General features: G+C 72.7%; 9 protein-coding genes. 8 read left to right on the top strand and 1 reads right to left on the bottom strand.

Features of this window, described 5'->3' with window-relative positions; genetic code table 11:
• Nucleotides 1-160 precede the first annotated feature (160 nt).
• Nucleotides 161-3,385 (top strand): beta-N-acetylglucosaminidase domain-containing protein, encoded by a 3,225-nt coding sequence (locus ABZ840_RS33855; protein ID WP_361566637.1) that lies wholly within the window; start codon nucleotides 161-163, stop codon nucleotides 3,383-3,385.
• Nucleotides 3,386-3,488: 103 nt separating this feature from the next.
• Here the strand turns inward: ABZ840_RS33855 and ABZ840_RS33850 are convergent, their stop codons facing one another.
• Nucleotides 3,489-4,025: an HNH endonuclease gene (locus tag ABZ840_RS33850; protein WP_361566593.1), complete on the bottom strand. Its 537-nt coding sequence runs from the start codon at nucleotides 4,023-4,025 to the stop codon at nucleotides 3,489-3,491.
• Between the two features lie 266 nt (nucleotides 4,026-4,291).
• On the opposite strand from ABZ840_RS33850, the gene ABZ840_RS33845 reads away from it, so the two are divergent.
• From ABZ840_RS33845 to ABZ840_RS33815, 7 genes are all read left to right on the top strand, one after another.
• Nucleotides 4,292-5,356, top strand: a complete 1,065-nt coding sequence (locus ABZ840_RS33845) for a mechanosensitive ion channel family protein (RefSeq protein ID WP_361566590.1) — start codon at nucleotides 4,292-4,294, stop codon at nucleotides 5,354-5,356.
• Between the two features lie 238 nt (nucleotides 5,357-5,594).
• On the top strand, nucleotides 5,595-6,791 hold the full coding sequence (locus ABZ840_RS33840; protein WP_361566588.1) for an ROK family transcriptional regulator: 1,197 nt from the start codon (nucleotides 5,595-5,597) through the stop codon (nucleotides 6,789-6,791).
• A 112-nt stretch (nucleotides 6,792-6,903) separates the two neighbouring features.
• Nucleotides 6,904-8,241 (top strand): ABC transporter substrate-binding protein, encoded by a 1,338-nt coding sequence (locus tag ABZ840_RS33835; RefSeq protein ID WP_361566585.1) that lies wholly within the window; start codon nucleotides 6,904-6,906, stop codon nucleotides 8,239-8,241.
• A gap of 11 nt (nucleotides 8,242-8,252) precedes the next feature.
• On the top strand, nucleotides 8,253-9,206 hold the full coding sequence (locus ABZ840_RS33830; protein ID WP_361566582.1) for a sugar ABC transporter permease: 954 nt from the start codon (nucleotides 8,253-8,255) through the stop codon (nucleotides 9,204-9,206).
• 3 nt (nucleotides 9,207-9,209) lie between these two features.
• Nucleotides 9,210-10,112 carry a carbohydrate ABC transporter permease gene (locus ABZ840_RS33825; RefSeq protein ID WP_361566580.1) on the top strand — a complete coding sequence of 301 codons (903 nt, stop codon included), beginning with the start codon at nucleotides 9,210-9,212 and terminating at the stop codon, nucleotides 10,110-10,112.
• Nucleotides 10,113-10,119: 7 nt separating this feature from the next.
• A complete protein-coding gene (locus ABZ840_RS33820; RefSeq protein WP_361566577.1) occupies nucleotides 10,120-11,382 on the top strand; it encodes a 6-phospho-beta-glucosidase in 1,263 nt (420 codons plus the stop codon).
• Nucleotides 11,373-12,386: a BadF/BadG/BcrA/BcrD ATPase family protein gene (locus tag ABZ840_RS33815; protein WP_361566575.1), complete on the top strand. Its 1,014-nt coding sequence runs from the start codon at nucleotides 11,373-11,375 to the stop codon at nucleotides 12,384-12,386. The genes ABZ840_RS33820 and ABZ840_RS33815 overlap by 10 nt, the downstream gene beginning before the upstream one ends.
• Nucleotides 12,387-12,393: the final 7 nt, after the last annotated feature.

Below are 12,393 nucleotides of genomic sequence, written 5' to 3'. Positions count from 1 at the left end.
CCCCGAGTGGTGGGCTCACAGCCCATGGCGGCCGCTCCGCCGACCGACCACACGGAGCCGGCCCGCCGGCGAGGCTGCAGACCGACGGGGACGAGGAGAGGCCGTGCGATTCCGTGGCGCCGGCGCCAGGAAACGGAACGGCGCCGGGTCCGGCGCCAGGGTGGCAGGCACGACAGCGCTGGCCGCCGCCGTCATAGGGGGCCTTCTCGGCGGTGTACCGGCCGCCCAGGCCGCACCCGAGGAGCCGCCCGTCGGCGCCCCCGATCAGGCCGCCGACGCGGGGGATCCGCCCGCCGTGTGGCCCCGCCCCCAGTCGCTGCGGAGCCTCGGCACGGCCGTGCCGCTGGGCACCGCCGTCACGGTCGTCACCGCCGAGGACACCGACCCGTACGCCGTCGAGGCGCTCCTGAAGCTGTTGCGGGGCGCGGGGGTGCGCACGGTTCACGAGGCGCGCCCCGGTGCGCCGGTGCCCGGCGCCGGGCCGCTGATCCGCGTCGGCGGGCAGCACGCGGCCGACGCGCTGCGGGCCCTGCACGCCCCGGCCCGCGGCACGGATCTGCCGTCCGGCGGCTACCGCCTGGCCGTCGGCGAGGTCGCGGGCCGCGCCACCGTCGCCATGGAGGGCGCGGGCCCCGACGGGGTCTTCCACGCCGTGCAGACGCTGCGGCAGCTCGTCACGGACGGCCCGGCCGGCGGCCGGCAACTGGCCTCCGTCGCCGTGCGCGACTGGCCGGGCACCGCGGCCCGCGGCACCACCGAGGGCTTCTTCGGCGCGCCCTGGTCCCAGGCCGAGCGCCTCGCGCAGCTGGACTTCATGGGCCGTACGAAGCAGAACCGCTACCTGTACGCGGCCGGCGACGACCCCTACCGCCAGGCCCGCTGGCGCGACCCGTACCCCGCCGCGCAGCGGGCCCACTTCCGCGAGCTGGCCGAGCGGGCCCGCGCCAACCACGTCACGCTGGGCTGGGCCGTCTCCCCCGGCCAGTCGCTGTGCATGTCCTCCGCCGAGGACGTGCGCGCGCTGAAACGCAAGGTCGACGCCATGTGGGCGCTGGGCGTGCGCGACTTCCAGCTCCAGTTCCAGGACGTCAGCTACAGCGAGTGGCACTGCGACGCCGACGAGGACGCCTTCGGCACCGGACCCGAGGCCGCCGCCCGCGCCCAGGCACAGGTGGCCAATGCCCTCGCCGCGCACCTGGCCGGGCGCCACCCCGGCTCGGCGCCGCTGTCGCTGATGCCCACGGAGTACTACCAGGACGGCTCGACCGCGTACCGGGACGCGCTGGCGGGCGCGCTCGCGGACCGGGTGGCGGTGGCCTGGACCGGCGTCGGCGTCGTGCCCCGCACCATCACCGGCCGCGAACTGGCCACCACCCGCGAGGCGTTCGGGCACCCCCTGATCACGATGGACAACTACCCGGTCAACGACTACGCGCAGGACCGGATCTTCCTCGGCCCGTACACCGGGCGCGAGCCCGCCGTCGCCACCGGCTCCGCGGCGCTCCTCGCCAACGCGATGGCCCAGCCCACGGCCTCCCGCATCCCGCTCTTCACCGCCGCCGACTACGCCTGGAACCCCCGCGACTACCGACCCCGGGAGTCCTGGCGGGCGGCCATCGACGCCCTCGCCGCCGACCTGACGGACGGCACGGAAGCGCCGGCCGGGGCCCCGGCCGCGCCCGCGGCGGGCGGCACGGCCGCCGCGGACCGCCGGGCCCGTACCAGAGCGGCGCTGTACGCCCTCGCGGGCAACGACGCCTCCTCCGTCCTGCACACCGGCGAGTCGGGCTACCTCCGGCCGCTCATCGACCGCTTCTGGGCGACCCGCGCCGCCTCGATCAACGGCGGCGACACGGCCGACGACGAGGAGTACATCAAGGCGGCCGCCGCGCTCCGCTCGGCGTTCCGCACCATGAGCGAGGTCCCCGACCACCTGACCGGCGGCCTCGCCGACGAGGTCCGGCCCTGGTCCGAGCAGCTGGCGCGGTACGGCCGGGCCGGGGTGGAGGCCGTCGACATGCTGCGCGCCCAGGCCCGTGGCGACGGGTCCGCCGCGTGGCGGGCCCAGCGGTCCGCCGAGGGGCTGCGCAAGGACATCGGCGAGCGGGCCGCGACGGTCGGCAAGGGCGTCCTCGGCCCCTTCCTCGACCGCGCCCTGCGCGAGTCCGACGCCTGGACCGGCGCCGCCTCCGACACCCCGGCGCCGCACGAGGCGGCCCACGCCACGTCCCTGACCGTGCCGTTCGCGCGCCCCCGTACGCTCTCCGCGGTCACCGCGCTCACCGACCCGTCCCGGGACGCCGCGCGCGCCACCGTGGAGGCGCGCGTGCCGGGCAAGGGCTGGCGGCGCATCGGCCGCCTCGCCGCCTCCGGCTGGACCCAGACGGCGGCCCACGGGCTGCGCGCCGACGCGATCCGGCTGCACTGGGACGAGGACGGCCCGGCGCCCTCGGTGAAGTCCCTCACGCCGTGGTTCGACGACACGGCACCGGCCGGCCTCGAACTCTCCCGGAAGGACGTGGCCGCCGACACCGGCGGCACGGTCTCCGTCGACGCGCTGGTCTTCTCCCGCCGCCCCTCCGACGTGCACGGACGGCTCCGCGTCAAGGCACCCAAGGGCTTCGCCGTGCACGCCCCCGACCGGCTCACCGCGCCGCGGGGCGGCACCGCGACCACCCGCCTCCGGATCTCCGTGCCGGAGAACGCCCGCTCCGGGACGTACGAGATCCCGGTCTCCTTCGGGGACGAGGAGCGGACCCTGACCGTACGTACGTTCCCGCCGGCCGGCGGGAAGGACCTGGCGCGCGGCGCGCGGGCGACCTCCTCCGGCGACGAGACGGCCGACTTCCCCGCCTCCGCGGCCACCGACGGCGACCCGAAGACCCGCTGGTCCTCACCGGCCGAGGACAACGCCTGGCTGCAGTTCGCCCTGGACCGCCCGGTCCGCCTGGGCCGGCTCGTCCTCCACTGGCAGGACGCGCACGCCGCGCGCTACCGCGTCCAGGTCTCGCCCGACGGCCGCACCTGGCGCACGGCCGCCACGGTGCGTGACGGCAAGGGCGGCCGCGAGAGCGTCCGGATGGACGCGCCCGACGCGAGGTTCGTCCGCATCCAGGGCGACAAGCGGGCGACCCGCTTCGGCTACTCCCTGTGGGGCGTGGAGGCGTATGCGGTCGCCGGCCGCGGGCACGAGGACGGCCGCGGGCACGGGGACGACGGCCGCCGCCGGGACGGCGACGGGCGCCGGGGCCATGACGACGAGCGCCGGGACGAGCACCGGCGGCGGGGCGAGCAGGACCGCGGGGACGAGCAGGGCCGTCGGAACGACGACGGCGACCACGTCCGCAGAGACGAGAACGAGCACGGCCACCCGCCGCGGGGGTGACCGTCCGGTGGCCCGCTGCGGCCACGTCGTGGCTGGTCGCGCGCTTCCCCGCGCCCCTGAAAGGGCGCGGGGATCACGCTCCGGGAACGTGAATGGCCCGGATCTACGCGGAAACCGCGTCGATACGGGCCATCGCATCATCCGCGCCGTACGGCTGCAGGTATGGCAGCCAGCGCGGGTCCCTATGCCCCGTGCCGATGATCCGCCACGCGAGCCCCGATGGCGGCGCGGGCTGATGCCGCAGCCGCCACCCGATCTCGGCGACGTGCCGGTCGGCCTTGACGTGGTTGCAGCGACGGCATGCGGCCACGACGTTCTCCCAGGTGTGCTGCCCTCCGCGGCTGCGCGGGATCACGTGGTCGACGCTGGTTGCGACGCCACCGCAGTACGCGCACCGGCCGCCGTCACGGGCGAAGAGCGCACGGCGGGTCAGGGGAACAGGGCCACGAAAGGGCACACGCACGAACCGCTTGAGACGCACCACACTGGGAGCGGGGAGCGCACGGGTCGCACTGTGCATCAGGGCGCCGGAATCCTCGAGGCTGACGGCCTTCTCATTGAGGACGAGGATGAGCGCGCGGCGGAGCGGTACGACGCCGAGCGGCTCGTACGACGCGTTGAGGACCAGGACATGCGGCACGGGTGCCTCCTTGTACGCCGGCGGCGCGTGGCTCGCGCCGGGACGATCTCCCCACAGTGTCCCCCGGTGCCTGGTCGGAGCGCCACCATGACCAGGTAACGGGTCGGAGGTGTTTTCGACCACACTTCTTTTCTGCCCAGCAATTCGGCCCGGTCTACTCGAACAACGGCGCGGACTGCCCGCGTTGCCCCGTTAGTGTGGTTGGTCTGCCCGATGTGCGGTTACGTGCCGCCCGGGTCTGCTGTCCCGTACGGAAGGTCCTTGCTGTGTTCTGGTCCGCTTCTCCGGTAGCCGCCCCGGCGCCGGACCCGTCCTCCATATCCGAGGCCACGGAGAAGGCCACCGACGCCGCCGGCTGGGTGCAGGAGAACTGGCAGAGCTGGCTCGACGCCGGCCTGCGCATCATCCTCATCGTGGTCATCGCGGTGGTCCTGCGGTCGCTGGTCCGCCGTGCGATCACCAAGCTGATAGGCCGGATGAACCGCAACGCCGGCGCGGCGCGCAACGGCCCGCTCGGCGGTTTCCTCGTCAACGCCGAACGCCGCCGGCAGCGCTCCGAAGCCATCGGTTCGGTGCTCCGCAGCGTCGCGTCCTTCGTGATCCTCGGCACAGCCGCGCTCACGGTCCTCTCCGTACTGCAGATCAATCTCGCGCCGCTGCTGGCCAGCGCCGGTGTGGCGGGCGTCGCGATCGGCTTCGGCGCGCGCAACCTCGTCACGGACTTCCTCTCCGGCGTCTTCATGATCCTGGAGGACCAGTACGGCGTCGGCGACTCCATCGACGCGGGCGTCGCCTCGGGTGAGGTGATCGAGGTCGGGCTGCGGGTCACGAAGCTGCGCGGCGCCGAGGGCGAGATCTGGTACGTCCGCAACGGCGAGGTCAAGCGGATCGGCAACCTCAGCCAGGGCTGGGCCACCGCCAACGTCGACGTGCAGCTGCGCGCGACGGAGGACCTGGACCGGGTGCGGGAGATCATCACCGAGGCGGGCGAGGCGATGGCGAAGTCCGAGCCGTGGAACGAGCGCCTGTGGGAGCCGGTCGAGGTGCTCGGCCTGAGCGAGGTCCTGCTCGACACCATGACGATCTCCGTCTCCGCCAAGACGATGCCGGGCAAGTCCTTCGCCGTCGAGCGGGAGCTGCGCTGGCGCATCAAGCGGGCCCTGGACGAGGCCGGCATCCGCATCGTCGGCAACGCGCCGCTGCCGGCGGAGGGCGAGGAGGCGGCCGACCCGTCGGCCGCCGTCGCCGCCCCGTCCGCCTTCGCGAACCCCCTCTCCCCCCAGTCGGTGGCCAGCAACCCGGTCACTCCCCCGCCGAACCTGAACAAGTAGCCGTCCACGAACAGGGACACCTCGTCGGCCCGCTCCCCTTTCCGGGGGGCGGGCCGATTCGTGTCCGGACCATTGACGGGGCCGGTACGAGGACTTACCTTCCTGGAAGTTGATTGGAAAGTTTCCTAACAGATCAGCTTCCGGCCACCGGGCGGTGGGTTCCGGGGCGGGGTGACGGCGGGTGGGCGGAATGGGCGGGACGGGCGGAACTCCGGGGACTCCCCGGGTGCTGCGGGCGATGAACGACCGGGCCGCGCTGGAACTGCTCGTGTCGCAGGGTCCGTTGACGCGCACCCGGATCGGCGAGCTGACCGGTCTGTCCAAGCCCACCGCCTCGCAGCTGCTGGGGCGGCTGGAGTCGGCCGGGCTGGTGCGGACGACGGGGAACGTGACCGGGCGGCCGGGCCCCAGCGCGCAGCTGTACGAGGTGAATCCGGCGGCGGCGTACGTGGCCGCGCTGTCGGTGGACCCCGGCGGCGTGACCGCCGTCGTCGCGGACATCACCGGACGGGTCGTCGGCGAGCGGCGGGCCGCCGCGGAAGGCGCCGTGGACGACAGCGACACGGAAGACACCGTGGACGGCGTCGCGGACAACGCCGTGGACGCGGCCGGGCAGGGCGGCGGAAGCCCGACCGCCCGGGTGGTCATGGCCGCCGTGGACGGGGCCCTGGAGAAGGCCGGGCTGGACCGGGGCGCGCTGCACCGGGTCGTCATCGGCACGCCCGGCGCGCTGGACCCGCGCACCGGCGAGCTGCGGTACGCCCCGCACCTGCCCGGCTGGCACTCGCGGGCGCTGCTCGCGGAGCTGGGGGACGCGCTGGGCGCGCCCGTCGTCGTCGAGAACGACGTGAATCTGGCCGCGCTGGCCGAGCAGTACGAAGGCTCCGCGCAGGACCACGACGACTTCGTGCTGGTGTGGGTGGACGAGGGGGTCGGCGCGGCGATCGTCCTCGGGGGCACGCTGCTGCGCGGCGCCACCGGCGGCGCCGGCGAGATCGGGTACATGCCGCTGCCGGGCGCGCCGCTCGCGCGCGGCGGTCCGGACGCGGCGGCCGCGCCGGACGCTGGCGGTGGTTTCCAGAGCCTGGTGGGGCAGCCCGCCGTCCTCGGCATCGCCCGTGACCTGGGGCTGGACCCGGCCGACAGCGGTGCGGCGCTCGCGGATCAGCGGGTCGTGGACGAGGTGGCGCGCCGGCTGGCGACGGGTCTGGCGGCCGTGGTCGCCGTGGTCGATCCCGAGCTGGTGGTGCTGTCGGGGCTCGTCGCGCAGGCGGGCGGCGAGCGGCTGCGGGTGCGGGTCGAGGAGGAGCTGACCGGGCTCGCGCTCCCCCGGCCGCAGCTGCGCATCAGTGACATCGAGGGCGACCCGATCCTGACGGGCGCCCTGCGGACGGCCCTCGTCCAGGCGCGGGACGTCGTCTTCGACACGGCCTGAACGACACGGCCCGAGCAACACCGCCCGAGTAGCACCGCCCGAGCAACGCGGCCCGAGCGCCGTACGCGGCGGCCCCGCGTACCCCTCCCCCACCCGTGAGAAGGGTTATGTCATGTTCTCACCAAGACGCGCCGTCGGCTGCACGGCGGCGGCCGTCGCCCTGCTGCTGGCCGCCGGCTGTGCCAATCCCGGCGTCGGCAGCGACCGGGACGATCCGACGAAGCCGGTCACGCTGAAGTTCTGGCACGGCTGGTCGGCGCCGGGCGAGGTGAAGGCGATCGATGATTCGCTCCGCCGGTTCGAGGAACTGCATCCGAATATCCATGTGGTGGCGACCGGGAACGTGTCGGACGAGACCACCAATCAGGCGCTGCGGGCCGGCGGAAACGACGCACCCGACGTGGTGTCGTCGTTCACCACCAACAATGTGGGGCAGTACTGCGATTCGGGGATGTGGACGGATCTCGACCCGTTCATGGAGAAGACCGGGCTGGACAAGCACAAGGTGTTCCCGAAGACGCTGCTGGAATACAGCAGTTACGAGGGAAAGCAGTGCGCGCTGCCGCTGCTCGCCGACGCGTACGGGATGTACTACAACAAGGACGCGTTCGAGGAAGCGGGGATCGCGCGGCCGCCGCGGACCATGTCGGAGCTGGTGCGGGACGCGAAGAAGCTGACCAGGAAGAAGGCGGACGGCGGGTACGAGCGGGTCGGGTTCATGCCCAACTTCCGGATGTACCAGAACAGTCCGGACCGGCTCTTCGCGCAGTGGGGGCCGCGGTATTTCGACAGCAAGGGGAATGCCCGGCTGGCGAAGGAGAAGACGGTTCCGGAGTTCTTCCGGACGACCGGCGAGCTGATGACGGCGCAGGGCGGATACGCCCCGCTGGAGAAGTTCCGTACGACGTTCGGCGACGAGATGTCCTCGCAGAACGCCTTTCTCACCGGGAAGGTGGCGATGCATCTGGACGGCGAGTGGCGCGGGCTGATGCTGGACGAGGCGAAGGCGGACTTCCGGTGGGGTACGGCGCCGCTGCCGGTGCCGGACGACCGGCCGGAGACGTACGGCCGCGGATTCCTGACCGGGACGGTCGTGGGGATCTCGCACAGCAGCCGGCACCAGAACGCCGCGTGGGAACTGGTGAAGTTCCTGACCGCGGACACGAAACAGGTGGTGCGGTTCGCCAACGCCATTCACAACGTGCCGTCGACGAAGGAAGCGCTGAAATCCCCGGAGCTGGACGCGGACCGCTCGTTCCGTACGTTCCTCGACATCGCGCGTAATCCGTACAGCACGGCGCTGCCGCCGTCCACGAACGGCGGACAGTACGTGGTCTCGCTCCGGGACTTCGCCTACAACGTCGAGGCCGGGAAAGTGCCCGATCTGCGGTCCGGACTGCGCACGCTCGATGCCCAGATAGACGCCGACACCCTCCAGTCCAAGAGCTGAGGACGTATCCCATGGCTCTCTCCCACGCGCCCGAACTCCGGCGCAAGCACCGCCGCACCCGGCTCCGTACGCTCGGTTTCCTCTCGCCGTGGCTGGTCGGCTTCTCGGTCTTCTTCGCGTATCCGCTGATCGCGACCGTCTACTTCTCCTTCATGCACTACAACCAGATCAAGGAGCCGACTTTCGTCGGGCTGCGGAACTGGACGTACGTGCTGACGCAGATGCCGCTCTTCGGGCCCGCGCTGTGGAACACGCTCTGGCTCGTCGTCGTCATGGTCGCGCTGCGGGTGGTCTTCGGGCTCGGCATCGGGATGCTGATCACGAAGATCAAGACCGGTGTCGGCCTCTTCCGTACCGCGTTCTACGTGCCGTACCTGGCCCCGCCGGTCGCCGCGACCGTCGCCTTCGTCTTCCTCCTCAGCCCCGGCAGCGGGCCCGTCAACGAGATCCTGTCGGCGGTCGGCATCGAATCGCCGCCGACCTGGTTCAACGATCCGGCGTGGGCCAAGCCGTCGCTGGTGATGCTGTCCCTCTGGGGCATCGGTGACCTGATGGTCATCTTCATGGCCGCGCTGCTGGACGTGCCGAAGGAGCAGTACGAGGCGGCGGAGCTGGACGGGGCCGGCGCGTGGGCGCGGTTCCGGTACGTCACCTGGCCGTCGATCACCCCGATCGTGATGTTCGCGGTGGTGACCGGGGTCGTGCAGACGATGCAGTACTACACGCAGGCACTGGTCGCCGGGAAGCTCGCGTCCGGCATCTCCGTCGGCCCCGGCACCGTCATCCAGCCCGGCTACCCGGACCACGCCACGCTCACCGTGCCGCAGCTCGTGTACTCGCTCGGCTTCCAGAACTTCAACACCGGTGCCGCGTGCGTGCTCTCGCTCGTGCTCTTCGCGATCGCGATGGCCGTCACCACGTTGCTGATGCGCAAGCGCGCCGGCCTGCTCTCGGCGGAGGACTGACCGATGACCACCACGACCCTGAGAGCGGCGACCGACGTCCGGACCGGGAGCAGCGGCGGCCCGGCCGTCCGGGCGGTCCGCCGCAAGCGGGTGCTGCACTGGATAGCGGTGCACTCCCTCGCGGTCGCCGCCGCGCTCTTCTTCGTCCTGCCCTTCGTGTTCGTCTTCCTGACCTCGGTGATGAGCGACGGGCAGGCGATGAGCGGTGAGCTGTGGCCGCGCGCGTGGCACTGGGAGAACTACGCGCAGGTCTTCCGCACGCCGGGCTTCCTGGACTGGTGGCGCAACTCGCTGATGTACGCGGTGCTGGGCACGGTCCTCACCGTGTGCTCGTCCCTCCCGGTCGCGTACGCGCTGGCCAAGTTCCGCTTCCGCGGCCGGCGCACGGCGATGCTGCTGGTGATCTCGACGATGATGCTGCCGCCGCAGGTCATCGTGGTCCCGATGTACCTGGTGTGGGCCCAGCAGTTCCATCTGTCCGGCTCGCTGTGGCCGCTGATCATCCCGATGGCCTTCGGGGACGCGTACTCCATCTTCCTGCTGCGGCAGTTCCTGCTGACGATCCCGAAGGAGTATCTGGAGTCGGCGCGGGTGGACGGCTGCGGGGAGCTGCGGACGCTGCTGCGGATCGTGGTGCCGATGGCGAAGCCGGGCATCGCGGCCGTCGCCCTCTTCCAGTTCTTCTACTGCTGGAACGACTACTTCGGGCCGCAGATCTACGCCGCGCAGAACCCGGGCGCCTGGACGCTGTCCTACGGCCTGGAGACGTTCAAGAGCGCCCACATGGTCGACTGGAACCTCACCATGGCGGCGACGCTGCTGGTCATGGCTCCGGTGATCGTCGTTTTCTTCTTCGCACAGAAGGCCTTCGTCGAAGGCGTCACTCTCACAGGGGTCAAGGGCTGAAGCACATATGACAGGTATCAAGCTTGCGGTGGTCGGCGGAGGCTCGACCTACACCCCCGAACTCATCGACGGTTTCGCGCGGTTGCGGGACGTGCTGCCGGTGGACGAGCTGGTCCTGGTCGATCCGGCGGCGGACCGGCTGGAGCTGGTGGGCGGGCTGGCCCGGCGGATCTTCGCCAGGCAGGGCCACCCGGGCCGGATCACCTGGACCGGGGACCTGGACGCCGCGGTGGACGGCGCCGACGCGGTCCTGCTCCAGCTGCGGGTCGGCGGGCAGGCGGCCCGCAACGAGGACGAGACCTGGCCGCTGGAGTGCGGCTGCGTGGGCCAGGAGACCACCGGCGCGGGCGGGCTCGCCAAGGCGCTGCGCACGGTGCCGGTGGTGCTGGACATCGCGGAGCGGGTGCGCCGCCGCAACCCCGACGCCTGGATCGTGGACTTCACCAACCCCGTCGGGATCGTGACGCGGGCGCTGCTCACCGCCGGGCACAAGGCCGTCGGGCTGTGCAACGTGGCGATCGGCTTCCAGCGGAAGTTCGCGCGGCTGCTGGACGTGGCCCCGCAGGACGTCCAGCTCGAACACGTCGGGCTGAACCATCTGACCTGGGAGCGCGCTGTCCGCGTCGGCGGCGAGGACGTGCTGCCGAAGCTGATCGCCGAGCACGGCGACGCGATCGCCGCCGACCTGCACATGCCGCGGACGCTCGTCGAACGCCTCGGCGTGGTCCCCTCGTACTACCTGCGCTACTACTACCAGCACGACGAGGTCGTACGCGAGCTGCGCACCAAGCCCTCGCGGGCCGCCGAGGTCGCGGCGATGGAGAAGGAACTGCTGGCCATGTACGGCGACCCGGCGCTGGACGAGAAGCCGGAGCTGCTGGGCAAGCGGGGCGGCGCCTTCTACTCCGAGGCGGCGGTAGCGCTCACCTCCTCCCTCCTGCGCGACACGGGGGACGTACAGGTGGTGAACACGCTGAACAACGGGACGCTGCCGTTCCTGCCGGACGACGCGGTGATCGAGGTGCCGGCCACGGTGGGCGCCCGCGGCGCCGTACCTGTGCCGGTACGTCCGCTGGAGCCGCTGTACGCCGGCCTGATCGCGAACGTCACGGCGTACGAGCACCTGGCACTGGAGGCGGCACTGAAGGGCGGCCGGGGCCGGGTCTTCGACGCGCTGCTCGCCCATCCCCTCGTCGGGCAGATCGAGTACGCGGACCGGCTGGCCGACGAGCTGCTCGCACACAACCGGGAGCACCTCGCGTGGGCCTGAGCGGGAACGGGAACGGGAACGGCCCCCCGGCCGTGCTGGCGGTCGACGCGGGGAACAGCAAGACCGACGTGGCGGTGGTCGGCGCGGACGGGAGGGTGCTGAGTTCCGTACGGGGCGGCGGGTTCCAGCCGCCCACGGTGGGCGCCCCGCGGGCCGTCGCGGGGCTCGCCGCACTCGTCGACGAGGCACTGCGGCAGGCGGGCACCGACCGGGTCGGGCACCTGTCCGCCTGCCTGGCCAACGCCGATCTGCCGGTGGAGGAGGAGCGGCTGACCGAGCTGCTGACGGCGCGCGGCCGGTCGGACACGGTCACCGTCGCCAACGACACCTTCGCGCTGCTGCGGGCCGGGCTGCCGGACGACGGACCGCACACCGGCGTCGCCGTGGTCTGCGGTGCCGGCATCAACTGCTCGGGGCTCGGCCCCGGCGGCCGTACCGCGCGCTTCCCCGCCATCGGCCGGATATCCGGGGACTGGGGCGGCGGCGGGCACCTCGCCGAGGAGGCGCTGTGGTGGGCGGCGCGCGCCGACGACGGCCGGGGCGTGCCCAGCGCCCTCGCGGACCGGCTGCCCGCCCACTTCGGGCTGCCGTCGATGCCGCGGCTCATCGAGGCGCTGCATCTGAAGGAGGTGCCGGCCGAGCGGCGCCACGAGCTGGTGCCGGTGCTGTTCGCGGTGGCGGCCGAGGGGGACGCGGTGGCGCGGGCGCTCGTCGCGCGGCAGGCCGAGGAGATCGTCGTCATGGCCACGGTCGCGCTGCGCCGCCTGGACCTGCTCGCCGAGCCGGTTCCGGTGGTGCTCGGCGGCGGGGTGCTGGCGGCGCGGCACCCGGTCCTGCACGAGGCGGTGGTCGCGCTGCTGGCCGAACGGGCCCCGAAGGCGGTACCGCGGGTCGTCGGCGCTCCCCCGGTACTGGGCGCCGCCCTGCTGGCGCTGGACACCACGGCCGCACCGGCAAGCGCGTACGCCCGGCTGCGCGCGCACTACGCGACGGCCGGACCGTAGCGGCCGG

This window comes from Streptomyces sp. NPDC047117, from assembly GCF_040643545.1.
Classification (GTDB): Bacteria; Actinomycetota; Actinomycetes; order Streptomycetales; family Streptomycetaceae; genus Streptomyces.
The sequence above is the reverse complement of the archived record's forward strand: the minus strand, read 5'-3'. Positions and strand labels throughout refer to the sequence as shown.

Coding starts and splice junctions, on each gene's coding strand:
- ABZ840_RS33840 (WP_361566588.1), top strand. CDS start 5,595: ATGAACGACCGGGCCGCGCTGGAACTGCTCGTGTCGCAGGGTCCGTTG.
- ABZ840_RS33835 (WP_361566585.1), top strand. CDS start 6,904: ATGTTCTCACCAAGACGCGCCGTCGGCTGCACGGCGGCGGCCGTCGCC.
- ABZ840_RS33830 (WP_361566582.1), top strand. CDS start 8,253: ATGGCTCTCTCCCACGCGCCCGAACTCCGGCGCAAGCACCGCCGCACC.
- ABZ840_RS33825 (WP_361566580.1), top strand. CDS start 9,210: ATGACCACCACGACCCTGAGAGCGGCGACCGACGTCCGGACCGGGAGC.
- ABZ840_RS33820 (WP_361566577.1), top strand. CDS start 10,120: ATGACAGGTATCAAGCTTGCGGTGGTCGGCGGAGGCTCGACCTACACC.